Below are 25,695 nucleotides of genomic sequence, written 5' to 3'. Positions count from 1 at the left end.
TTTGCAATTATTTTGTACTTTTGCACAACCACTTAAAAAGAAAAAGAAATGAGTGCATTGAGCGTTAATCACCTGTTGGGCATTAAGTATATCACCGAAAAGGATATACAGTTGATATTTGAAACAGCAGACCACTTCAAGGAGGTTATTAACCGTCCTATTAAAAAAGTGCCTTCGTTGCGCGATATTACTATTGCCAATCTCTTCTTCGAGAATAGTACGCGCACTCGTCTTTCCTTTGAATTGGCAGAAAAACGTCTTTCTGCCGATGTGATTAACTTTTCGGCTTCTCAATCATCGGTAGCCAAAGGGGAAACCTTAGTAGATACCGTGAACAATATTCTCTCGATGAAAGTGGATATGGTAGTGATGCGTCACCCGAACCCTGGTGCGGGAGTCTTCCTCTCACAACACGTGAAAGCCTCAATTGTAAACGCTGGCGATGGAGCTCACGAACACCCTACACAAGCACTTTTAGACTCATATTCTATACGCGAACGCTTAGGAGATGTTGCTGGTAAAAAAGTAGTGATAGTGGGAGATATACTGCACTCGCGCGTGGCACTTTCTAATATCTTTGCACTCCACAAACAAGGAGCCGAAGTGATGCTATGTGCGCCTCAAACGCTTATTCCTAAATACATTCATAAATTGAACGTGAAGGTAGAAACCAATTTGCGCAAGGCTTTGAACTGGTGTGATGTGGCTAATATGTTGCGTATCCAAAATGAGCGACTCGATATCAGTTATTTTCCTTCTACCCGTGAATATGTACAACAATACGGACTCACCAAAGAGCTGTTGGATAGCCTTGACAAAGAAATAGTGATTATGCACCCAGGGCCTATCAACCGAGGGGTAGAAATTACCAGTGAAGTAGCTGATAGCTCTCAATCGATTATTTTACAACAAGTAGAAAATGGGGTAGCCATACGAATGGCAGTGATTTATTTGTTGGCGAGCAAGATTTAATCAGGTAAAAGATAAAAGGTAAAAGATAAAAGGTAAAAGATAAAAGGTAAAAGATAACAAAGCGCGATGTTTACTATTTAAACATCGCGCTTTGTTATTTGTTAATTGTCAATTATTAATTGTTGTTATCTTCTAATTCTGATGGTGATAAGGGCAAAGATAAAAGTGGTGAAAAAGGAGAATATGGCATACACAAGGGCAGGTTTGGTCATATCGGTATTGCCCATAAGCGTACCTGCAACCAATATTGCCAAAGCAGTGTTTTGTAGACCTACTTCTATACTGATAGTCGTTGCTTGTACGCCCGGTAATTTAAAAGATTTCAGAGCTATAAAATAACTAAGTGTCATCGCGCTGAGGTGCATTAGAAGCGTAGCAGGCAAGAGTCGGATTATTTCATCTACTGAAATACCACTTCCTCCTGATTGTTCATCACCGAAAAACTTGATAAAGAATACAATTCCCAACAATATGGTATTGGTTACCTTTAAAAGAAAACGCATTTTAAGCGAAGTGTTAGGGAAAAACCGGTTGAAGAGCAAGCCCAAGAAAGCTGGTATTATAATGATTTTGGCTACTTCCCAGACCATATTAAATATAGGGAGCGACACTTCGGTATGACCACCCATAAAAACTCCTACTGCCCAATTAGACAGCACCGGAATGGTAAACAGTATGAGCAAGCTATTGATAGCGGTAAGGGCTACTGCCAAAGCGGTATCGGCTTTGATGAGATAACTAATGAAATTGGAGGTAGTGCCCCCAGGACATATTGATACGATGATGAGACCTACTTTTTCGGCAGGGGGTAAATTAGAAAACTCAGCAATGATAAAAGCACAGATAGGCAAGAAGACCATCTGCAAGAAAAGCCCTAAGTACAAGGGCTTTGATTTTTTGAATATGTTTTCGAAATCGGTGAAGCGCAACGAACTGCCTATCGCAAAGGTGATAAGCATCAGCACTGCCGAAAGAAGGTAATCTATAAACATCAGCGATTAGCTTTTCTAATAAGTATAGGTATAGGTAGCTTTATGAGCGTTGTTTTTCTTATATTCAGCGGACTTAGGTGTATTGTTGCTATTCCATTGATAGCTAAAAGTACGAGTAGCATTCTCTAAATCTTTATAGTCAGCTTGGGTGTTATTATGGAGGTTTTTAGTATAAGAAACTACATTGTGAGGGGCTGTTCTTATAAGAGGGTCTCTATAATAATCGCCATAGTAGTTGTAGTTACTTATCAACTCGCCGTTATAAGTGATGGTATAGACTTCATCAGTAGTGGGGGTACCGTTATCGACTACTTTTCTTTCAAAAGCAGTAATTTTATTACCACTTAACGTATAGGTTTCAGTGGTTTTAACAGTGCCTATACTACCAATAGTTTCCTCTACTATTGTTTTAGGAAAAGCACTGCCGGAGGTAGTTTTATCATTGTTGTCTTTTTTACAAGAAAGAAAGATAAGTGTAAGACCTATGGCTAATAATAATTTTTTTTTCATTGGTTATATACTTTTATGGCGACAAAGGTACGAAACATTTTTTAATTAGCAATAAGAAGTGTGAGCCGCACAGGCAGTCGTAGCACGACGGGCGATTAACTTTGGCAAAGTGTATACCGCAAAAGTGATACATTTGAGCTATCGGAAGGAAACGGAGAAGAACGGAAGAGGGTCGAGAGGGAATTTGATGAAAAAAGGCTATGAGAAGGGTGGGGTTAGCTTATAGAGAGCTTATAGGAAGCTTATACGAATCTTGGACGATTGGTATAGAAAGGGTATGTAAATGGTTGGTTCATAATATAATATAATAACGCTAAAAATGTTAAAAACGGGGTTTCGAGGCGAAAGAAAGGGAATCCTCACCCCGTCCCTCTCCCAAGGAGAGGGGGAGTGTAGTGACGGTAAAGAGAATAGGTGGGTTGGGAAATTAGAGAATTAGAAAAATTGGAAATTAGCAAATGGAGTGCGAGGTACTAGGCCTTAGGCCATAGGCACTAGGGGGGAATATGACGGAAAAGAGAAGAAATGACGAATGATCAGTGACGAATGACGAATATGGACTTTCTTTAAAGGGGAATTGTGGTGGCGGTAAGACGGTGCGTACCATACGAACAGAGGAAGAAAAGAGGTAGAAGTTTGGGGAGATAGGGGTAAAGAAAATGAGGAAATAGGCTTAAAAACAAAAAGAGCTGCCAGAGAGTTTCTGGACAGCCCTTTTTAGTTTATTATAAAAGTACTATTTTTTGATATATAACCATCCCACTTCAGATTGTTTATTATTATTCTGATCGTAGTATTCAATCACATAATAGTAAGTACCTTGTGGGAGTTTATCGGCGGCTTCTACTGTCACACGACCGTCGGAGATACCTCTAAACACGCGGGTTACGTTGTCGTAGCCACTTACCTCAAATACTTTCACGCCCCAACGGTTGTAGATACGTACCACATTGTTCGGATAGTTTTCTATACCACCAATATGGAAGTGGTCGTTTTTACCGTCGCCATTTACTGACATACCGTTGTAAGGTATAAGCTTGTTCACTATATCAACCGTTACAGTAGCACTGCTACAGCCTGCGGAGTTACAGATTTCGTACACAAAAGTATCAGTTCCTACAAAGCCTGTGTGAGGTGTGTATTCTACCGTATTATCGGCATTTACAACTACCGTACCGTTTGCAGGTTGGGTTACTACATTAGGAGTAGTCGCTCCGTTGAGGGTATCGTTCGCTAACACGGCAATATTTACAGGGGTATTCAACGCTGTAGAAACCCTATCGTCTACCGCTACCGGAGTAGGTGTAGGTGTTGCTGTTCCCACTACTGTTACCACCAAGGTTTGCGTACCAGTACAGTTAGTAGGGTTCAAGACCTCACAATAGCTGTAAGTAATGGTATAAGTACCAGCTGGGGTATTGCCTGGAATGGTTACCTCGCCGGTATTAGGGTCGAGAGTAGGTTTGTTGCCAGGATTACTTGGGTTAGTAACTGTCATAGTTACATTACCACCAGGGCCAGCCGTTGGTGTTACTGTACCGCCTATCTTATCGTTGTTTAAGATACTTGGAATAGTTTGAGTGGTGGTGCTTGGTGTTACGGTCATTGGGTCAGGGACTACTGTAATGGTCGGTGTACCCACCTTAATTACCGCAGTAGCTGTTTGACAGTTACTATTTGGATTAAGCGCTTCGCACTCTTTATAAGTAATGGTATAAGTACCTGCAGGTGTATTGGCAGGGATAGTTACCACACCGTTTTCAGGATTGAAGACAGGAACGTTACCACCGTTGATAGGAGTAGCAGGTACTACATTGGTAATAGTTACCGTGCCACCATTTCCAGCTGTTGGTTTAGTGCCTCCTAAACTATCGTTGTCAAGTACACTGATTGTGGTTTGAGTTGTTAAACCATCAGGTATGTTAAAGGTATCGTCTTGTACAGTAAGAGTTGCAGCACCTACTGTTACCACCAAGGTTTGCGTACCAGTACAGTTAGTAGGGTTCAAGACCTCACAATAGCTGTAAGTAATGGTATAAGTACCAGCTGGAGTATTACCTGGAATGGTTACCTCGCCGGTATTAGGGTCGAGAGTAGGTTTGTTACCAGGATTACTTGGGTTAGTAACCGTCATAGTTACATTACCACTAGGTCCAGCCGTTGGTGTTACTGTACCGCCTATCTTATCGTTATTTAAGATACTTGGGATAGTTTGAGTGGTGGTGCTTGGTGTTATGGTAAAGGCCTCAGGGGTTACTGTAATGGTTGGTGTACCCACCTTAATTACGGCAGTAGCTGTCTGACAGTTACTATTTGGATTAAGCGCTTCGCACTCTTTATAAGTAATGGTATAAGTACCAGCAGGTGTATTGGCAGGGATAGTTACCACTCCGTTGTCTGGATTCAAGACAGGAACATTACCACCGTTGATAGGAGTAGCAGGTACTACATTGGTAATAGTTACCGTGCCACCAGTTCCAGCTGTTGGTTTAGTACCTCCTAAACTATCGTTGTCAAGTACACTGATTGTGGTTTGAGTTGTTAAACCATCAGGAATGTTAAAGGTATCGTCTTGTACAGTAAGAGTTGCAGCCCCTACTGTTACCACCAAGGTTTGCGTACCAGTACAGTTAGTAGGGTTCAAGACCTCACAATAGCTGTAAGTAATGGTATAAGTACCAGCTGGAGTATTGCCTGGAATGGTTACCTCTCCGGTATTAGGGTCGAGAGTAGGTTTGTTACCAGGATTACTTGGGTTAGTAACCGTCATAGTTACATTACCACCAGGGCCAGCAGTTGGTGTTACTGTACCACCTATCTTATCGTTGTTTAAGATACTTGGTATAGTTTGAGTGGTGGTGCTTGGTGTTACGGTCATTGGGTCAGGGGTTACTGTAATGGTCGGTGTACCTACCTTAATTACGGCAGTAGCTGTTTGACAGTTACTATTTGGATTAAGCGCTTCACACTCTTTATAAGTAATGGTATAAGTACCAGCAGGTGTATTGGCAGGGATTGTTACCACTCCGTTTTCTGGATTCAAGACAGGAACATTACCACCGTTGATAGGAGTAGCAGGCACTACATTGGTAATAGTTACCGTGCCACCAGTTCCAGCCGTTGGTGTATTACCACCTAAACTATCGTTGTCAAGTACACTGATTGTGGTTTGAGTTGTTAAACCATCAGGAATGTTAAAGGTATCGTCTTGTACAGTAAGAGTTGCAGCACCTACAGTTACTACCAAGGTTTGCGTACCAGTACAGTTAGTAGGGTTCAAGACCTCACAATAGCTGTAAGTAATGGTATAAGTACCTGCTGGAGTATTGCCTGGAATGGTTACCTCGCCTGTATTAGGGTCGAGAGTAGGTTTGTTGCCAGGATTACTTGGGTTAGTAACCGTCATAGTTACATTACCACCAGGGCCAGCCGTTGGTGTTACTGTACCGCCTATCTTATCGTTATTTAAGATACTTGGGATAGTTTGAGTGGTGGTGCTTGGTGTTACGGTCATTGGGTCAGGGACTACCGTAATGGTTGGTGTACCCACCTTAATTACCGCAGTAGCTGTTTGACAGTTACTATTTGGATTAAGCGCTTCGCACTCTTTATAAGTAATGGTATAAGTACCTGCAGGTGTATTGGCAGGGATAGTTACCACTCCGTTGTCTGGATTCAAGACAGGAACGTTACCACCGTTGATAGGAGTAGCAGGTACTACATTGGTAATAGTTACCGTGCCACCATTTCCAGCCGTTGGCGTATTGCCACCTAAACTATCGTTAGCTAGAACGCTAGTGGTAGTTTGAGTAGTTAATCCGTCAGGAATGTTAAAGGTATCGTCTTGTACAGTAAGAGTTGCAGCCCCTACTGTTACCACCAAGGTTTGCGTACCGGTACAGTTAGTAGGGTTCAACACTTCGCAATAACTGTAGGTAATCGTATAGTTACCTGCTGGAGTATTACCTGGAATGGTTACCTTACCGGTATTAGGGTCGAGAGTAGGTTTGTTGCCAGGAGTATTAGGGTTGTTAACTGTCATAGTTACATTACCACCAGGGCCAGCAGTTGGCGTTACTGTACCACCTATCTTATCGTTGTTTAAGATACTTGGGGTGGTTTGAGTGGTAGTGCTTGGTGTTACCGTCATTGGGTCAGGGACTACCGTAATGGTTGGTGTACCCACCTTAATTACGGCAGTAGCTGTTTGACAGTTACTATTTGGATTAAGCGCTTCGCACTCTTTATAAGTAATGGTATAAGTACCTGCAGGTGTATTGGCAGGGATAGTTACCACTCCGTTGTCTGGATTCAAGACAGGAACGTTACCACCATTGATAGGAGTAGCAGGTACTACATTGGTAATAGTTACCGTACCGCCATTTCCAGCCGTTGGCGTATTGCCACCTAAACTATCGTTAGCTAGAACGCTAGTAGTAGTTTGAGTAGCTAAACCGTCAGGTATGTTAAAGGTATCGTCGACTACTGTAAGAGTTGCAGCCCCTACTGTTACTACCAAGGTTTGCGTACCGGTGCAGTTAGTAGGGTTCAATACTTCGCAATAACTGTAGGTAATCGTATAGTTACCTGCTGGAGTATTACCTGGAATGGTTACCTTACCGGTGTTGGGGTCGAGAGTAGGTTTGTTGCCAGGATTACTTGGGTTGGTAACCGTCATAGTTACATTACCACCAGGGCCAGCAGTTGGTGTTACTGTACCACCTATCTTATCGTTATTTAAGATACTTGGAGTGGTTTGAGTGGTGGTGCTTGGTGTTACGGTCATTGGGTCAGGTACTACTGTAATGGTCGGTGTACCCACCTTAATTACGGCAGTAGCTGTTTGACAGTTACTATTTGGATTAAGCGCTTCGCACTCTTTATAAGTAATGGTATAAGTACCTGCAGGTGTATTGGCAGGGATTGTTACCACTCCATTTTCTGGATTCAATACAGGAACATTACCACCGTTGATAGGAGTAGCAGGTACTACATTGGTAATAGTTACCGTACCACCATTTCCAGCCGTTGGTGTATTGCCACCTAAACTATCGTTAGCTAGAACGCTAGTAGTAGTTTGAGTAGCTAATCCGTTAGGTATGTTAAAGGTATCGTCTTTCACTACTAAAGGAGTTACTCCTAAATGAATAGTAGAAGTACCTGTTTTTGTGTTACCAAAAGTGTCTTTGGCTACAAAAGTAACTGTAATAATACCGCCAGGTACTGTACAAAGGTCAGCTGGAGTATTATAGTTATTTGTAATAGTAGCTATTGCACCACAAGTATCGGTGGCGGTAGCTGTACCGAGCCAATTGCTGATAGCCGTAGTAGCCGTAGTTGAGTTGCACACTATATTTAAAGGAGTAGGTGCTGTGAAAGTAGGAGCAGTAGTATCGTCTACTGTTAAGGTAACGGTTACGATGCCACTAGTACAGCCCGCAGTGCTAAGAGCGCGTACATAAGCCGTTTGGGTAGTGCGAGTGGTTACGTGAGTATTGATAACAGGTGCTGTAGTGCTTGAAACAGTAGCTGTAGGGGCAGTGTACCAAAGCAAGGTAGTACCCGTAGGGGCAGTTACATAATTAGCAAACGACACAACATTACTAGTTGCTGTTGGACAAAGAGTTTTACTGCCGGTAATAAGTGTAGGTAAGGCTACAGAAGGCAATTTGGTAAGCGTTGCTTCTTGAGAAGTAGCTGTAACCACGATGCCTTGTGCAAACTGGTAACTATACACTACTCTATATTTATAGTTAGTAGTTCCAGCTATTGTTAAAGAGGCAGTTCCTCCACTTGCGATACTTCCGTCAGAAGAAGCTATATCTGTCCAATTAGTTCCGTTATCAGACTTTTGTTGCCATTTGTACTGAATATTACCTGTAGCATCTTTCAATTGAGCTTTAGAGGTGAAAGTAGCCATCTTATCAGCACAAATAGTTTGGCTTTGCGGTTGTGTAGTGATACTAATAGTCTCGGCAGGAGTGATAGAAGCAGGACAAAGTTCTACTAATACTCCTGAAGAGTTAGTACCATTGATATCTTCTACTATTAATTCAGTAAAAGGAGTATTAGAGGTTACGCGCACTGCCACATCAGTTATAATACGATCCTGCGAAGTAACTATTCCATTACTTAAAGTAGCTCCTGCCTGTCCTTTCCCTTCGGCACAGTCGTACACTTTAGTAAAAGTAGGTGTACCATTGTTAGTTGAAAGTCTTACTTTATCATTCACAGTTGAAGGACTACCCATTATCATTAGCCATACCTCTGCGCTGGTAACTGGCTGGCTAAAAGTATATGTTACCCTCGGACTATAGTTTTTATGAGTATGTATAATTGTATAATTATGATAAGGAGTTCCACTACAATAACCATCATTATCTATAGTGCCATATACTAAAGTAGTAGTTGTTAAGGTTTTTGAATAAGTACGTGTTACCGTAACGCCATTCATTACTGCTGTTTGTCCATTAGGAGGAGTGGTAGCAAACTGAGGAGCAGGTTTGGTAGTACATTTAGCAGTAGTTGCTAATATACCGCCACTCTTGTCGGTATAGTTTTGCTCGCAAGCACCTAATTTTACTTTGGTAACATTGAGAATAGTTGTTTGGTTTACGGTGCGAGAAGGCAACGTATAGGTACCACTTGAGTTGAGCGTTACCACTTGTGTACCTGTACCATTGATATTGTAGGTTACTTGCGCATTAGGTGTACCTTTAATTGTAAATACTACTGAAGCACTTTCTCCTTGCTTGAACGCCGGAGGAGTTGCTATGATTTGAGTAACTTCGGGAGGAGTAAGTACATCTACCTTAGCTACAGTACTTGTAGCTACGCCACAACCATTACTTACCACTGCATAATAATACTTAATACCCGCCACTGTAGTTTGTGGTTTATAGGTTTGAGTAGTTGCTACCTGATTGCCACCCGTAGTACTATTTGTAGTATTTTCAAACCATTTATAGGAAAGAGTACCGGTAGTAGTGGTAGCATTTATATTAAGAGCGTTGGCGATAGTTGTATTTTTACAATAAACGACGGAAGCTACCGGTTGAGTAGTGATAGTAGGGGGATTAGGATTTGCCTCTATAGTTATAGGAACTATCTGAGTAAAAGGGCAACTCTTAGAGGTTTGTGTTACTAAAATATTGTCTACACAAAGGTCATTTCCGCCACCATCCATATATATAACAAAAATAAGTTCACTATCAGAATCTCCTGCATTAGCAGTTATTCTCATATGTGTCCAATTGTTAAGATTCCCTCCTTTCTCTTTTTCTATAGTTTTTTTACCAGAAGACATAGGAGTATTTGATTTAAAATCAGCTTCTGAACGAAAGATTTTTAAATGTACATCAGGTTTATATCCATTGGGAAGTACTGCATTATTGATAGGATTGTATACATAAGCTGAAAACTCTATAGGAAGTCCAGGAGTTACTTTTACTTTGCGTTTATAAACCGTTTTTGTTTCTCCAGGTGATGTTTGAGAAAGGTCTACATTATACCACAGAAACCTACCATTAGCATCTCCATCTTTATCATTAGGTAGTACCCATAAATGACTATAAGGCCACGTTCCATCATCCATCATATCTTTTCTATTACCAATGGCATAGTAAGAATCCGCTATAGTTTTATTACGTGTAGCCCCATCTGGTCTTACTTGTTTTGCCCCATTCATCGGGTCAAAATAAATATTTTGGTTTACATAGGGACTTTTTACAGATTTAACGTTTCCTGTTTTCTTTCCAAAATCATCATAGAAGATAATAGCTTTGGTAGTAGGAGGTACTGTATAAGTTACTGAAATACTATGAACTCCAGTGGTAAGATTTGAAAAATGTGGGTCTGTTTTCGTAACTCCTTTATAAGTATAACTATGCTGATAAGTAGGCTGGTCGTTGGTAAGGGTTACATTTCCTGTTCCATTACAGTTATAAATAATTTTAGAATTATAGGTAGGTGCAGTAGCCTTAGTAGGTACTGTAATAGATAACGTATGATAATACTCAGTTCCTTTTTTTACTTGAACAGTATAATTCCCTGCTGTAAGCCAAGCTTTATTGGTATTTACCCAGCTTCCTTCAAAATTATATTGGTAACCCGATAGACTTTCGTCTACACTTACAGCTACCTCTGCCTTATTAACATTATTACCTGTACCACAGCCTATTAATTGAGTAATTCCCACTTTGGGAGTACTTTGCGCATTCAGGTGGTTTACAGCAAATAAAAATGCTACCACAAAAATAATCCTATAAGCCATTTTCGCTATTAAATTATTCATCTTCTCTGTAAAAAACATCGTTAGTGATTTATTTTGGGTGCAAAATTAGTAAAGATTTTTTACATTCTCTACACTAAGACAATAATTAACACAGTTTTAACAAACTTAGAGCTAAAAACAACTATTTTTAATCCTTTTTAAATCTCTTTTTCTTTACACTTTCTACTCTTTACCTTTCCTTACTTGTGTAAAAAATAACACTGTTATATCTTCTGTTTCTGCTGTAATCTGTTTTGTAGGTACGAGCTATAAGAAACGCACCAGCGGAGAGGAAAAAAGATAGCTTCGCTACAAAGAGTCTCGCACAGATTTCACGGAACACACGGATTTTTCACAGACAAATTTTAGATGCTATTCATTTTATCCACGGAATTTAGCAACAAGTTGCTTAGATTTCACAGAAGTATACTGTAAAAAGAAACTGTAAATCAGAATTATATATTGAACGGACATTAACTCTTAATTTCGTGCGTTTGCTCTATTTGCTAATTGTTTTGCTTGTTGTGTTAGGACTTTTTTTGTATCTTTGTCCCCTCATTTCACTGTTAAAACTATGTTTCAAGGAGTACTTCAAAAAATGCTTACCGAATGGGCTGACCCCATACGATATTATTTGCCAATGGAAGGCGATTTTGTGCTGATGAACCAACTCATCGGAAAGGATATAACGCTCCAATTCGTGCGCTTTCAGTGTATGAATTGTGGGGAAAACAAGCCTATTTTCCGTCAGGGTTATTGCAAAGAGTGCTTTTTTGAAGTCCCTCAAACCGCCGATTGGGTGATGCACCCCGAACTTAGCAAAGCGCATTTAAACATCGAAGAGCGCGATTTGGGTTATGAGCAACAAATGCAGTTGCAACCGCATTATGTGTATCTTGCCAATTCCAGCGACGTAAAAGTGGGGGTAACACGCAAATCACAAGCTCCAACACGCTGGATCGACCAAGGGGCGCACGAAGCCCTTATACTTGCCGAAGTACCCAATCGCTATTTGGCAGGCATTGCCGAAGTCGCTCTTAAAGCTCATATAGCCGATAAAACTAATTGGCGCAAAATGCTCACCAACCAAATAACTCCCGTAGATTTATTGCGAGTAAAATTAGAGGTGCGCGACTTTGTCCCCGACCAAGTACAGCCCTACATCACCGAAGATATCACTCCTTTGCACATTCATTTCCCCGTAGAAAAATACCCTACCCAAGTGCGCTCTCTGCAACTGGTGCAAACCCCTACTTATAGTGGTAAACTAATGGGCATCAAAGGGCAATACCTTATTTTTAGCGACAACACCGTCTTTAATGTGCGAGGTAACGAAGGACTCGTAATCCAATTGACAATTGACAATTGATAATTTAAAAAAGCTCAGAGGGCTTGTTTTTTATCTAACAAATACCAAATTATTTCCTTTCGAGAACTTTTCTGAGAACGCATATCCATCAGCGTTAAACCCTTTCAAATCTTCTACTGAGCGAATCTCATTTTCTGCTAAAAAACGCACCATACGACCCCTCGCTTTCTTCGCATAAAAACTAACAACTTTTAGTGTATCTCCTTTATAATCTTTGAAGATAGGTGTAATCACGGGCACTTTTAGCTTTGTGGTATCAATCGCCTTAAAATATTCTTCACTGGCAAGATTGATAAACAATTCTCCTTCTTGCAATTCGTCGTTCAATGCCTGAGTGATTTTGTCTTTCCAAAAAGCATATAGATTTGTAGCCTTCCCTACGGGTAGTTTGATGCTCATTTCCAACCGATAAGGTGCGATGAGGTCTAAGGGTTTAAGCAGTCCGTACAACCCCGAGAGAATACGCAAAGACTTTTGCAACTTATCAATTTGCGTTTTAGAGAGTGAATAGGCATCGAGTCCCTCATACACATCGCCATTGTAAGCAAAGAGCGCCGGACGTGCATTTTGTAGGGTAAAGGGCAATGAGAGCTGTTGGTGTCGTTGCCAATTCAGGTCGGCGAGTTTTTGGGAGATATGCATCAGGTTTATAAGTTGCTTTGGAGAGAGTGCTTTAAGGGCAGTGCTTACCTCGCCAATTTCCTTTGGGAAAATAGCCGAAGAGTGTACGGTAGTAGGTAGGGCTGATGTTTCGTTAATGGTTTTGGCGGGAGAGATAACGATTTTCATAGTGATATATAATTAACGGGGCAAAGTTACAAAACAATTGACAATTCGCAATTGATAATTGACAATTGAGTAGGAGTGAGGCATTAGATAGACTTTAAACGGAACTATGATGGCTTTATAGTGGGTCTTCAGTGGCTCTACAGTGGCTCTACAGTGGCTCTACAGTGGCTCTACAGTGGCTCTACAGTGGCTCTACAGTGGGTCTACAGTGGGTCTACAGTGGGTCTACAATGGAGACTAACCAAAGATTAATAGAATACTAATAGAACTTACAATGTTGTTACTATCAACTGTATCTCTCGTTCTGTGGGTCGAACTTGTCCGACCTAAAATAATTAACTACTATTTTTCATTGTTATTTAAAAAGAAATGCTTATCTTTGCGCGAATAAACATCCGTGTAACTTGCACTATGAAATACATTATTACCCTTATGGGATTATTTACTTTTGGAATGACTCACGCTCAGATTCAGCGTGTAGAACCGCCTTTTTGGTGGGAAGGAATGCACTACAGCCAAGTGCAGGTATTGCTCTATGGCAAAAATATCGCTCAGTACAATGTGGAGAGCGATTTGCCTATTGTAAACATACTGAAAACAGAGAACCCTAACTATCTGTTTGTAACTGTTGATACCAAAGATAAAAAAGCGGGCAACTATACCATTTCGCTATTGCAAAAGAAAAAGAAAGTGGGCAGTGTTCGCTACGAATTAAAAGCGCGTCGTGAGGGATCGGCTTACCGCAAGAGTTTCGACAGTAGCGATGTGGTTTACCTTATTATGCCCGACCGCTTTGCTAATGGTAAACCCGACAACGATTCGCACCCCGCACTTACTGATAAGCTCAACCGCTCAGATTCTTTCGGTCGTCACGGGGGGGACATTCAGGGGATTATCGACCATTTGGATTATATACAATCCTTAGGTGCTACGGCTATATGGAGTACGCCCTTATGTGAGGACAACGAACCACAACATTCTTATCACACTTATGCCCAAACCGATGTGTACAAAATAGACCCGCGTTATGGTACTAATGAAGAGTACCGACAGCTCTCAGCGGCTTTGCACAAGCGCGGTATGAAGCTCATCAAAGATTATGTAACCAACCACTGGGGCAGTCAGCATTGGCTCGTGAAAGACCTACCTTGCTACGACTGGTTACACCAATTTCCTGGTTATGGACAGAGTTCTCTTAAGATAACAACTCAGATGGACAGCAATGCCTCGGAATGGGACAAAAAGTACTGCGAAAAAGGTTGGTTTGCACGCTCTATGCCCGACCTCAACCAAGCGAACCCATTGGTACTAAACTACCTCACCCAGAACGCGATTTGGTGGATAGAATACGCCGACCTCGACGGTTTGCGTGTGGATACTTATCCGTATAACGACAAAGCAGGCATTGCCCAATGGACGAAAGCCATTACTGATGAATACCCTTATTTCAACATTATGGGCGAGGTATGGCTTACTGAAAGCGCACAAGTGTCGTATTGGCAAAAGGATAGCCCTATTAGTGCGATACAAAGCTATAACACCTACCTGCCTACGGTAATGGACTTCCCGCTCTTCGATGCAATAGGTGAGGCTTTCCGTACCACACCTTCGTGGGACAAAAGTATGATGCAACTCTACGACAACTTTGCGAACGACTTTCTGTATAAAGACATCAACAATCTGCTTATCTTTGCAGAAAATCACGATACGGCACGTATCAATCACGTATATCCTAAGATAGAGGATTATAAGATGATTATCACATTGCTAGCAACGGCACGAGGCATTCCACAACTGTACTACGGTAGTGAGATAGCAATGACAGGCGACAAGAGTAAGGGCGATGGTGATATTCGTCGGGATTTACCTGGTGGCTGGGCAGGCGATGCGCAGAATGCTTTTAGTGCTTCGGGGCGTACGGCTACCCAGAAAGAGTATTACGATTTTACGGCTAAACTCTTCAATTGGCGTAAGGACAAAGCGGTCATTCACTACGGGAAGACCAAGCAATACTTGCCTGAAAATGAAGTATATGTCTATTTCCGTTACAACGATACCGAGACCGTAATGGTAGTGCTCAACGACAGCGAAAAGAGCCAAACGCTCCACTTAAACCGCTTTGCCGAGAGTTTGGCGGGATTTTTGAGGGGGAAAGATATTATCTCGGGGAAAGAGGTCTCTCTGAGCGGTGACACTTTAGAAATATCTGCTAAAACCGCTATGCTCATTGAATTAAAATAACAAAGGTATATGATGAAAGAACCTATTAGTTTAGATACAGCATTACAGATTGTAGGCTCATTAAAAGTAAGGGCTATTAAGGAAAAATCTACTTTAACTAATTTGGTAGAGAAGGATGCGTTAGACCAAAAAATTAAAATGTATTTAAAGGAAGAAAAAATGCTATATGGTACTGATGATATGGCAAGGCTTTCTGTTATGGATAAAGTAGTACATTATTATAGTCCGCTAATAAAACAAATGAATGGAGTACTATAAAGTTGAGGATATTTTTGAAAGAGAGAAAACAGTTTTAATGTAGAAGCACTTATAGAGCAGTTAAAAGACTAAAGGATGAAGAACATCATTACAATAGGATTGCTAATAGTGTGTGTGTTCTTTGGGAAAGCACAGAGCGAGGCGGATAAATGGCTAAAAGCAGTATCGGCACAACAGGGTATTGCCATTGAGTGGCAGGAGCGCAAAACCTCTCTTGCCTCAGAGGGAATTCGCTCTTTTGTGGGTTACTACCAAGACAATTTTGTAGCGACCCTTTCGGTAGGAGGACAGAGCGTGTCGGGGAGTTTTCACTACCGAGATGCATCGTTTGAGATAAACGAGCAAAAAGGACAATTGGTCTTTTCGCCTAATAAAGATTTCCGATGTGGCACTACCGATACGCCTCATTCGCACCCGAACCATTCAACGGCACGCCCTGCGATATTAGCCGAAGAAACCGCTCCTACCATTGCCAACACACAAACACTAAGGGTATACCGTTTGGCAATGCATATCCCTTATAGCACATTCAGTACAGGACACTTAGAGAAAAACATACAGAAAGTAAAAACGTTTTGGGCAGATACAGAAAACTTCCTAAATGAAGTGTACCTACGCGATTTGGGAGTGCGTTTTGAATTAGTAAACGATGAGCGTCTCATCATTAAAGATGAAAAAGATGAGACTTTTGCAAGCTATCGTGATGCTAGTTACGTTAAGGATAATTCAACAAGGATTATCAATGAACTTATAGGAGAAAATAGTTATGACGTGGGTATCTCTCTTGCGTATACCGCTTCCTTAAAAAAAGGAGTCAGAGGATTGGCTTATCTTAAAGGTGTTTATCAGGCTAATACCAAAGCTGATGCCGTAGCAGTACTTACCAAAGAAGTCATAGCTCACGAGATAGGACACTTATTCGGAGGGAGACACACTTTTGGTAGCTATAAGGGCTCAGAAGCTTACGATAGTGAAAAGACAGAGTATGACAGAGGTACTTCGGTGATGAGCTATGGCAGTCCGCGTGACTTTTTCTCGCTGTCGAGCATTCAGCGCATACGGGAACTATTGACAAGAGTCCCCGTGAAAGCTCACGACAAGACTTTCACTACTCAAGCCCCTCGCATAGACCACAGCAAGATTAAAAGTCATTATACTATTCCCAAGGGTACTTTCTTTCAATTCAATATCCCCGCTATCGACCCCGATAGTGCAGAACTGCTATACACCGTAAACCAACACGATGTACGCAATGGTGATGAAACCCCTATAACGCAATACATTATCTACAAACCTACTCCTGCTAACCCTGTAACTATTAAAACAGAGTATCACAAAGACTCAGGTAGTGTAATAGCCAATAGTGGCTTAGCACAACAAACTACGGGTACTTTTACCTTTTGGTTGGGAGTGAGCGATGCCCCACTCCAACCGTCAGCCGACTATATAGTACAATATGATTTGGCAGAAACCAAAGTAACGGTAAAAGACGGTACCCCCTTCAAAATTACGACTACCCCAAAAAACGAATACAAAGGAGGCGCTCAACTTACCCTTAGTTGGAATGTAGATAATACTATTTTCAAAGACACCAAAGTGCGTATCCTGCTCTCAGATGATTTAGGCAAGACGTTTAAACATATGGTAGTAGCAGAAGCTGATAACAACGGCAGTAAAGAAATTACCTTGCCTAATATCAGCACTACCCAAGCCGTATTAAAAGTAGAAGTAATCGATGGTTTAGCCTTTGATCTTACTAACTACAACCCTAAAAGCGGTGGTTTTACTATTGAAAAGAACCCTGCTCTCCCCGAACCTCTTCTTTGGGCATCACTCCCTAATCATCTTACCCTTTCGTGTGAGCAATCTATTCCAGCAGTAGTATTGCCTACAGTTACAGGGGGGTGTACTCCTGTGGTTACCCTTCAAAAAGAAGAACGCATCAAAGGCAATTGTGACTACACTTATACTCTCAAACGCATTTTTATAGCTACCGACACTTGTAACCAAACGCTTACTTACACTCAAACTATTAGCGTAACAGATAAAACTCGCCCTACTTTTGTAGGTGCTTTACCCCAAAATATGAGTATTAAAGAAGGCGAAACGACCCCTACCCAAGTAACGCTTACCGCTACTGATAATTGTGACACCGCTACTGTTACGTCTTCTCATAAAGAAGTAAAAACTAATGGAAAAATCTCTCAGCTTATCTATATGTGGGAAGCCAAAGATGCTTGTGGCAATGTTACTACCCACCAGCAAATTATTACCATTGTGTCTAAAACAACTCCTATACCTCTCACTTGGGCAACACTTCCTAACAATATAACCGTCGATTGTGCCAAAGCTATTCCCGCTGTGCAAACCCCCACCACACAAGGAGGTTGTGCTAAGGTAGTGATTAGTCGCGCCGACAAGGAACTCAACAAGCAATGCCTTAACAACTTCACGTTAGAGCGTACTTTTACCGCTTCTGATGGTTGCACAACTCTTACCCATACCCAGCGTATTACCGTAGCCGATACCACCCCACCTACTTTTGTAGGGACTTTACCTCAAGACCTCACGATTAAAGAAGGGACACCTGTCCCTCAACAACAGAGTATTTCAGCAGAAGATACTTGTGCAGGGCAACCTACCGTTACAATGTCTCCAAAAGAAGAAACTCTCACTAACGGAAAGCTCTATAAAGTTGTTTATAAGTGGGTAGCTCGTGATGTGTGTGGCAATGAAAGAGAGCATACGCAAACCATTATCATTACCCCAGTAATACCACAACCACCTACACCGCCAATAGTTCCTTCTGTTAAAGAAGTGGTGATTTACAATGCTGTTTCTACTGAAAAAGACTCTGATAACTATTTCAGAATAGAAAATACAGATGAAAACCGACCTATTACCTTACTTATTTTTGATGAAATGGGCCTGAAAGTATATGAAAGTAACCATTATCAACAAAAAGGTGAATATTTTAGAGGCTATCCTAATGTAAAAGGAGTGATAGGAAGCAAACGCTTAGCAGGTACTTATTTCTATATAGTTACCTACTATTTCAAAGGACAGCAAGAAACAAAAAAGGGATTCCTATATGTAAGATAACTTGTTAAATTTTGCTTGCTATTTGTTAATTGTTTTGTACCTTTGCGCCGTTTTTTAAAACCAAACTAATGAAACATATATTACACTACTTACTTTGGCTATGCCTAAGCATAGAGGTAGCCAATGCACAAACTAATATCCAAAGTGTTATAACTCTTTTTGCTACAAAGTCTTCCGTAGAATGGGCACCCCCTATTCCTAACTCAACTTCTATGCTCGTACAATGGCAAGCGCGAACTACTTCTAAGGAATTTCGGTCGTTTGTAGGCTACTACCAAGACCATTTTGTGGGCGTCATCAGCTTTGACAAACAGCAGTTAAGCGGTGAAGTGTTTTACAGAGGAAAGTCCTATGTATTGGGTACTTCTCCCCAAGGAATGCTCACTGTAGAGGCAGTAACCGATGAACACGATTGTGGTGCGAGTTCTTTGGGGAAACAAGCCCTCACTGCCCGCAATTTCTTTCCCGAAGGCAATGAAGATAAGAACGACCCTCCTATCGAGCAACCTGAGATTTACAATTCACTTTATCCTAAAGCGCTCATTCACACCGATGGCGTATTCAGGCACTACCGCTTGGCAATACCGGTGGATTACAGCATTTACAATTCGGCATATTTTAATAGAAATGTAAATAAAATCAAAACGTTTTGGTATGCCACCATTGCCTTTATGAATGAGTTATATCGCAATGATGTGGGGGTGGATTTTACTTTGGTAGATGATGAGGCACTTATTTTTACAACTGAAGAAAATCATTTATTCCGCAGAAGGGAAGCTGCTAATGAAGTGGTAAACAACGGTACTATCACTCTCAACAAACGTTACGATAAAAACAAATACGATATAGCAATTATCCTCACCGATTATCGCGAAAGGTACAATGGCTTGGCGATGGTCTATGCCGCTTATGAGCAACACAACAAAGCTAACGCAGCTGCACGCCCTATAAAACCTTCTACCATTGCCCACGAGATAGGGCATATGTTTGGCTCAGACCATACGTTCTCTAACGGAGGGCAATATTCTAGTAAAACTGAAACAGGCTCGGGTCAGTCGATTATGAGTTACGGTCACGAGCACCCACGCGATTTCTTTTCGCTTATAAGTCTGCAAGAAATACGCAAATTCTTGGGTAACTCTATGGCGTATTACGCTGATGAAGCACGTACCCAAGAGGCAGGTAAACGCGTAGAAGGTACAGGCTCTAACCTTGTTTATGGAGTAAAGAGCAACAACCGCCCCCCAGTGCTTGATAGAACGCATTTAAAGAAAACTTATACCATACCCGAAGAAACTTATTTTCAATTCTATCTCAACGCTACCGACCCCGAAGGCGATGCGCTTACTTATATAGCTCACCCCGCTGATAGGCGTTTTCACTCTACCAAATCTAACGCTCGCTTTATAACCTATAAGGGAAGAGCTGAAAGAAATATACGCTTTGAAACTACTTGGTTTGAGAGTGAACGCAATACCTTTGTACCCATAGGAGCTGCCGATTCTTACAAAGAAGGTAGTTTCACCTTTTGGTTAGCTGCTGCCGATCATAACAAAGACAATAGTAACCACGTAGTGAAATACGATGTAGAAGAGGTACAAGTGAAAATAGTCAAAGGTAAACCTTTTGAAATACAGAATTTCGACAATGGTAGTTGGGAGCAGAACAAGACCTACAAAGGAGGTCAGACAATTTCGCTTCATTGGCAGGTAGACGAGGCTATTTTTACCAAAGATAGTAAGGTGCGTATTCTTTTGTCAACCGACTCTGGTAAAACCTATAAGTATGTATTGAAAAAAGAAGTAGCTAATAATGGTGCTTGCCAAGTAGAGCTTCCCAATATATCCGTAGGTACTACTCGCGGACATTTTGGCAAACAAAGAGGACAAGGCATCATCAAAATAGAAGTGATTGATGGCTTGGCTTATGCATTGTCTTGTACAAAGCCGTATCACGTAGGAGGTTTTATGATACAAAAAGACCCTACAAAACCTGAAACTACGCCAGAACCAGAACCTCAGCCTCAACCACAGCCCAACCCGCAACCTCAACCTCAACCTAACCCCAAACCCCAACCTAATCCGCAACCACAGCCCCAACCACAACCTAACCCGCAACCTCAACCCAGTCCGTTAGACTCTTCTGACTCATCAACATTACCTAATGCAACAGCAATCATATACAATGCTGTCTCAACCACTAACCCCGAGAACTATTTTAAAATAGAAAATGCTGACGAAGATCGCCCTATCTCGGTGCTCATCTTCGATGAAATGGGACTCAAAGTATACGAGAACAACTATTACGGCAAAAACGGTGAAGTGTTTAGGGGCTACTCTAATCTAAAAACTATAAGTAACAAACCTCTTGCAGGTACCTATTTCTATATAGTTACCTATTATAAAGAAGGGCAACAACAAACCCAAAAAGGCTTTTTATACATCAAATAATAAAACAATCACTTTTGCGGCTTGTCCCCCGGCTTGTCCCCCTTCGAGGGAACGGGGGCTATAACACTAAACACTAACAACAAATGAAAATATCACGACTTTTACTACTCTGCTTCTTACTAACAGCAGTAACCAACGCACAACAAAAAGCTATTGAGGTCATACGCCTTTTTGATACAAACACCTCAGTACAATGGAATGTTCCTGTCAAAGGAAAATCTATATCGTTCGACTGGCAAGCACGCCCCAATAGCCTTGCCCAAGAAGGCTTCCGCACTTTCGTTGCCTATCACAATGGCAATTTTGCAGGAACACTCTCAATGAATAAAACTACCCTATCAGGTGAAGTATGGCACGATGGTCATTCTTATTTCATCAATACTGAAAACGGAATGCTCAAAGTTACTACCGATAAAGAACACTTCACTTGTGGCACTTGCGCCGATGGGCAATGCTCCCAAGCTACAACGCCCACTTCCCAAAAAGTACCTATGCAAATAGTACCTACTAATGCAATGACTGCACGTGGTGCCATACTGCACGAAGAGGCACTTCCGTCTGACGACAAAAAAGTGCTTTACAATACCAATGTACTCAGAACCTATCGTTTGGCTATGCTCATTGATTACAGTTTCTACAAGGAACGTTGTTATGGTGATATAAACAAGGTAAAAGAATTTATGACAAAAGTAGAGGCAGGACTCAATGAGGTATGCGGTAGAGAGATTGGCTGTCAATTTACTTTGGTGAACGACCCTCGACTTATCATCACTACCAAAGACAAAGAAGTATACGATCACCCTGTGGTAAGAGAGGTAGTGAATAGAGCGACTTCAGATTTCAATAACCTTATAGGCGAAAAGAATTACGATGCAGGTATTGTCTTTTCTATATACCGTGACAACCGCGGATTAGCACATTTGGGTGAAATTACAGGGAAACTAAAAGGTGGCTGTATCGCCAATCACGAGTTTTATATCATCCTTCACGAATTAGGACACTTATTAGGCTCCGCACACACTTTTACCTTAGGAGGGACAACCGCATCTTCCTTCACCGAACCCGATAGAGGGAACTCTATTATGAGCTATATCAATGACCCTAACGGCACATATTTCTCTCTTCCGTCTATATACACCATCCGCAACCGTACCAATTTGCACGATGCTTATTATAGCGATAAAGCCCGTACACAGTTGGTAGGTTTGCCACAGGACAATATCCCTTATGGTGAAGTTTCTACTAACCGTGCCCCTGTAATCCAACGTTCTACATTAAAGAAGGAATACAAACTACCCCCTAACACTTACTTTCAATTCAATATAGAAGCAACCGACCCCGATGGCGACCCCCTTCTCTATATGGCACATCAAGCCGATTTTAATCAGTTTGGCAAAGCGCGTTTCCCTTCTAATCGCCCTACCGAAAGTAATCATATAGAGTTCTATCGACCCTATAGAAAAAATGAATACAATGAATGGAAACCTGTTCCTTATAAGTTCACAGGTGAAAACGAAACTGGCGTTTTCACTTTTTGGTTAGGCGTATCCGACGGTAAAATAGGAGCTTACAAAGACGGAAAACCTCACGTAGCGCTCTATGATGTCTATGAAACCAAAGTAAATATAGTAGAAGGTAAGCCTTTTAGGATAACTAATATAACTAAAAGCAGTGCCAAAAGATTTAAATATGGTAAAGAAACTACTATCTACTGGGATGTTGATAAGAATGTTTTTGGCAACGATAGTAAGGTGCGTATCCTCTTTTCAGACGATTATGGAAAAACCTATAAATACGTGTTAGCCGATGGATTACCCAACAACGGACAAGCTACGGTCATTTTCCCTACACAAGCTAAAGGGTGGAAAAATTATAATCTTCTTGTAGAAGGACTCTTTAAAATAGAAGTACTCAACCATATTGCCTACGCTGTGAGCACTGACACCCCAGGCACTTTGGATATGCACACCCCTGACATTACCTTTAAAAATTTGCCTGAGCCTGTGATAACTGTTAAAAAGAATGCTATTCCCGAAAAACCTAACGTTACCGCCGAATCTCATTATTGTGGTGCTAATAAAAAAGCTGAGGTAACTTTTTCAGAAGAAGACCATACTACCTATTTATTGCGCAAATGGGTAGCAAAAGATAAATGCAACTATTCTGCTACAGCACAGCAATTTATCTATTACGAAAAAGAACCACTTACTAAAACCTTACGATTTGTAGCTCCTCTTCCTGAGGATAAACACGTACAATGCCGAGGCGATATTCCTGCCAAAGCTGAAGTAAAAGCAGAGGGAGCCAATAATATTCACATAGACTATGAAGAAGAGTTTAGAGAAGGTGACCGTAAGTCCTACAAACTCACTCGCTCTTGGATAGCCTATGCCGAGGGAGCTTTGCCTATCCGCCATACCCAACAAATTTTCCTTAAAGACACTCAAAAACCAGTGCTCTCGTCTTACCCCCCAAGTATGACCGTAAAGAGCGAAGCCGATGTACCTGTAAGAGAAAACCTCACTGCAACCGATAATTGTGATGGGGCTTTACAAGTAGTATCTAGCCAAAGCAGTGAAGACAAAGACGGTAAAAAAATAGTGCGCTATGTATGGTTTGTAGAAGATAGTGCTCATAACGAAAACCGTTATGAACAAGTAATCACTATTGACCCTAACGCTCAAAATCCGCAACCACAACCCCAACCACAGCCACAGCCCCAACCTCAACCACAACCTCAACCACAACCTCAACCACAACCTAATCCGTCCGACCCGTCCAAATCACCCTCTGCGACACTTATAATATATAATGCTGTTTCAACTACTAACCCCGAGAACTATTTCAAGGTAGAAAATGCCGATGAAGATCGCCCTATCTCATTACTTATTTTTGATGAAATGGGCTTAAAAGTGTATGAAAATAACCACTATCAGCAAAATGGTGACTATTTCAGAGGCTACCCTAATGTAAAAGGAGTGGTAGGTAGTAAACGCTTAGCAGGTACTTATTTCTATGTGGTTATCTACTATTTTAAAGGACAACAACAAACTAAAAAAGGAATTTTATACGTAAAATAGATACTACTAAAATATAATTGATAAATGAATAAGATAGATATTTTATTACTGGTAGTTCTGGCTTTCGGAGCTGTACGTGGCTTTATGCGAGGGGTTATCATCGAAATGGCATCGCTATTAGCTATTGTGATAGGTATCTATGGGGCGATACACTTTTCGTTCTTTACAGCCTCGTTGTTAGACAAGATTCTACCTGCCGAAAAGCAAACCTTGGAGATTTTTGCATTTGGTATTACCCTCATCGTATTAATGCTGGGGGTAATGCTCTTAGCTAAAGTCCTTACCCAGATGCTCAAAATTGCCGAACTTGGTTTTCTGAACCGTTTAGCAGGAGCCTTGTTTGGCTTACTCAAAGTGGCTGTAATTGCAGGGTCGATGTTCTTGTTTTTAGAGCGCACCTTTCAAACCGAAAAGTGGCTCTCAGTCTCCGCTTTGAGTGAATCTCTTCTGTACAAACCCGTAAAGAGTATCAGTCAAGTAGTATACGCCAATGTATTTCCCGAGAAAGAGAAAAAAGAAGAGAAAAGTGAATAATAAATGGAAGGGTTAGTCTATAAATCTACAGGAAGCTGGTACACAGTGAAGGACGTCGCTACGGGGCAGTTCTACGAGTGTCGCATCAAAGGCAAATTTCGCCTAAAAGGCATTAAGAACACAAATCCCATAGCCGTGGGCGACCGCGTTCTCTTTCGTTTGGAAGAGAGCAACAGAGGCGTCATTACCGAGATAAAAGAACGCGATAACTACATTATTCGCAAATCGGTAAACCTCTCTAAGCAAACTCATATCATCGCTTCTAATATCAACCTTGCTTTCTTGGTAGTAACCCTCAACAATCCGCCTACCTCTACTACTTTCATCGACCGTTTTTTAGTAACTGCCGAAGCCTATGGTATCAAAACCGTATTGCTTTTCAACAAAGTAGATACTTATACAGAAGACGAGCTCACCGAAGTGAAATACCTCGCTTCAATATACCGCAAGGCAGGTTATGAATGTATAGGTGTTTCGGCTACTACGGGCAAAAATATCGATAAGGTAAAAGCTACTATGGAAGGAAAAACCTGCGTGGTATCAGGGCATTCTGGTGCGGGCAAGTCTACTCTCATCAATGCCATAGCTCCCAATTTACATCTCAAAACTGCCGAAATCTCTCAGCAACATCAGCAAGGTCAGCACACTACCACTTTTGCCGAGATGTTCGATTTGCCTTTTGGGGCACACATTATTGATACTCCAGGTATCAAAGGCTTTGGTATGGTAGAAATCGAAAAAGAAGAACTCACCAACTATTTTCCCGAGTTTTTCGCTCTCAAACACCAATGTAAGTTCAATAACTGTCTCCATACCGATGAACCCCAATGCGCTGTAAAAGCAGCCTTAGACCGCGATGAAATCGCTTGGTCTCGCTACAAAAGCTATCTCCAAATCCTAAAAGGCGAAGAAAGCGTATACCGAGAAGGCGAAGGAGAGTAACGCAAAAAACAATATTAAAATAAAACACCTTCCTCTTACAAGCAACAGACCTCCTATTAGAGGTCTGTTTTCTTTCGTTTTATTTCTGTGTAAATGCCCTTTATAGCAGTTTGAAAATCAAATCTTTATATAGCTATCCTATACCAATCGTCCAAGATTCGTATAAGCTTCCTATAAGCTTTCT

Annotated in this window: 14 protein-coding genes; 10 read left to right on the top strand and 4 right to left on the bottom strand. The window is 41.3% G+C overall.

What is annotated here, in order from left to right:
- Window positions 1-48 precede the first annotated feature (48 nt).
- On the top strand, window positions 49-972 hold the full coding sequence (locus tag ACSQ7D_RS04055; protein ID WP_178957725.1) for an aspartate carbamoyltransferase catalytic subunit: 924 nt from the start codon (window positions 49-51) through the stop codon (window positions 970-972).
- 125 nt (window positions 973-1,097) lie between these two features.
- Here ACSQ7D_RS04055 and ACSQ7D_RS04050 read toward each other — a convergent pair whose 3' ends face one another.
- From ACSQ7D_RS04050 to ACSQ7D_RS04040, 3 genes are all read right to left on the bottom strand, one after another.
- Window positions 1,098-1,964, bottom strand: a complete 867-nt coding sequence (locus ACSQ7D_RS04050; protein WP_437135460.1) for a bile acid:sodium symporter family protein — start codon at window positions 1,962-1,964, stop codon at window positions 1,098-1,100.
- Window positions 1,965-1,979: 15 nt separating this feature from the next.
- A complete protein-coding gene (locus ACSQ7D_RS04045) occupies window positions 1,980-2,474 on the bottom strand; it encodes a hypothetical protein (RefSeq protein WP_437135459.1) in 495 nt (164 codons plus the stop codon).
- 736 nt (window positions 2,475-3,210) lie between these two features.
- A complete protein-coding gene (locus ACSQ7D_RS04040) occupies window positions 3,211-10,746 on the bottom strand; it encodes a gliding motility-associated C-terminal domain-containing protein (RefSeq protein ID WP_437135458.1) in 7,536 nt (2,511 codons plus the stop codon).
- Window positions 10,747-11,320: 574 nt separating this feature from the next.
- Between ACSQ7D_RS04040 and ACSQ7D_RS04035 the strand changes: the two genes are divergently transcribed.
- A complete protein-coding gene (locus ACSQ7D_RS04035) occupies window positions 11,321-12,115 on the top strand; it encodes a DUF2797 domain-containing protein (RefSeq protein ID WP_289013083.1) in 795 nt (264 codons plus the stop codon).
- A 30-nt stretch (window positions 12,116-12,145) separates the two neighbouring features.
- Here ACSQ7D_RS04035 and yaaA read toward each other — a convergent pair whose 3' ends face one another.
- Entirely contained in the window at window positions 12,146-12,904 is a 759-nt protein-coding gene (yaaA, locus tag ACSQ7D_RS04030) for a peroxide stress protein YaaA (protein WP_437135457.1), read from the bottom strand.
- A gap of 131 nt (window positions 12,905-13,035) precedes the next feature.
- On the opposite strand from yaaA, the gene ACSQ7D_RS04025 reads away from it, so the two are divergent.
- The 8 genes from ACSQ7D_RS04025 (at window position 13,036) to rsgA (ending at window position 25,511) form a co-directional block, all read left to right on the top strand.
- Window positions 13,036-13,167, top strand: a complete 132-nt coding sequence (locus tag ACSQ7D_RS04025; protein ID WP_437135456.1) for a hypothetical protein — start codon at window positions 13,036-13,038, stop codon at window positions 13,165-13,167.
- 106 nt (window positions 13,168-13,273) lie between these two features.
- Window positions 13,274-15,145, top strand: a complete 1,872-nt coding sequence (locus ACSQ7D_RS04020; protein ID WP_437135455.1) for a glycoside hydrolase family 13 protein — start codon at window positions 13,274-13,276, stop codon at window positions 15,143-15,145.
- A 12-nt stretch (window positions 15,146-15,157) separates the two neighbouring features.
- The gene (locus tag ACSQ7D_RS04015) at window positions 15,158-15,403 is read left to right on the top strand and encodes a hypothetical protein (protein WP_009417563.1); all 246 of its coding nucleotides are present in this window, start codon (window positions 15,158-15,160) and stop codon (window positions 15,401-15,403) included.
- Window positions 15,404-15,478: 75 nt separating this feature from the next.
- Complete coding sequence (locus ACSQ7D_RS04010; RefSeq protein WP_437135454.1) at window positions 15,479-18,505, top strand: reprolysin-like metallopeptidase; 3,027 nt, start codon at window positions 15,479-15,481, stop codon at window positions 18,503-18,505.
- A gap of 68 nt (window positions 18,506-18,573) precedes the next feature.
- Window positions 18,574-20,955, top strand: a complete 2,382-nt coding sequence (locus tag ACSQ7D_RS04005; RefSeq protein ID WP_437135453.1) for a reprolysin-like metallopeptidase — start codon at window positions 18,574-18,576, stop codon at window positions 20,953-20,955.
- 83 nt (window positions 20,956-21,038) lie between these two features.
- Window positions 21,039-24,035: a reprolysin-like metallopeptidase gene (locus tag ACSQ7D_RS04000; RefSeq protein WP_437135452.1), complete on the top strand. Its 2,997-nt coding sequence runs from the start codon at window positions 21,039-21,041 to the stop codon at window positions 24,033-24,035.
- 24 nt (window positions 24,036-24,059) lie between these two features.
- A complete protein-coding gene (locus ACSQ7D_RS03995) occupies window positions 24,060-24,569 on the top strand; it encodes a CvpA family protein (protein ID WP_437135451.1) in 510 nt (169 codons plus the stop codon).
- Between the two features lie 3 nt (window positions 24,570-24,572).
- A complete protein-coding gene (rsgA, locus tag ACSQ7D_RS03990; RefSeq protein WP_437135450.1) occupies window positions 24,573-25,511 on the top strand; it encodes a ribosome small subunit-dependent GTPase A in 939 nt (312 codons plus the stop codon).
- The last annotated feature ends 184 nt before the right edge of the window (window positions 25,512-25,695 follow it).

The sequence above is a fragment of the Capnocytophaga sp. G1920 genome (assembly GCF_051417515.1).
This window is presented reverse-complemented; position numbering and strand designations above follow the sequence as displayed.

What these genes read in the sequence shown, in the direction of transcription:
- ACSQ7D_RS04055 (WP_178957725.1), top strand. Translation starts at nt 49, where the DNA reads ATGAGTGCATTGAGCGTTAATCACCTGTTGGGCATTAAGTATATCACC.
- ACSQ7D_RS04050 (WP_437135460.1), bottom strand. Translation starts at nt 1,964, where the DNA reads ATGTTTATAGATTACCTTCTTTCGGCAGTGCTGATGCTTATCACCTTT.
- ACSQ7D_RS04045 (WP_437135459.1), bottom strand. Translation starts at nt 2,474, where the DNA reads ATGAAAAAAAAATTATTATTAGCCATAGGTCTTACACTTATCTTTCTT.
- ACSQ7D_RS04040 (WP_437135458.1), bottom strand. Translation starts at nt 10,746, where the DNA reads ATGGCTTATAGGATTATTTTTGTGGTAGCATTTTTATTTGCTGTAAAC.
- ACSQ7D_RS04035 (WP_289013083.1), top strand. Translation starts at nt 11,321, where the DNA reads ATGTTTCAAGGAGTACTTCAAAAAATGCTTACCGAATGGGCTGACCCC.
- yaaA (WP_437135457.1), bottom strand. Translation starts at nt 12,904, where the DNA reads ATGAAAATCGTTATCTCTCCCGCCAAAACCATTAACGAAACATCAGCC.
- ACSQ7D_RS04020 (WP_437135455.1), top strand. Translation starts at nt 13,274, where the DNA reads ATGCTTATCTTTGCGCGAATAAACATCCGTGTAACTTGCACTATGAAA.
- ACSQ7D_RS04015 (WP_009417563.1), top strand. Translation starts at nt 15,158, where the DNA reads ATGAAAGAACCTATTAGTTTAGATACAGCATTACAGATTGTAGGCTCA.
- ACSQ7D_RS04010 (WP_437135454.1), top strand. Translation starts at nt 15,479, where the DNA reads ATGAAGAACATCATTACAATAGGATTGCTAATAGTGTGTGTGTTCTTT.
- ACSQ7D_RS04005 (WP_437135453.1), top strand. Translation starts at nt 18,574, where the DNA reads ATGAAACATATATTACACTACTTACTTTGGCTATGCCTAAGCATAGAG.
- ACSQ7D_RS04000 (WP_437135452.1), top strand. Translation starts at nt 21,039, where the DNA reads ATGAAAATATCACGACTTTTACTACTCTGCTTCTTACTAACAGCAGTA.
- ACSQ7D_RS03995 (WP_437135451.1), top strand. Translation starts at nt 24,060, where the DNA reads ATGAATAAGATAGATATTTTATTACTGGTAGTTCTGGCTTTCGGAGCT.
- rsgA (WP_437135450.1), top strand. Translation starts at nt 24,573, where the DNA reads ATGGAAGGGTTAGTCTATAAATCTACAGGAAGCTGGTACACAGTGAAG.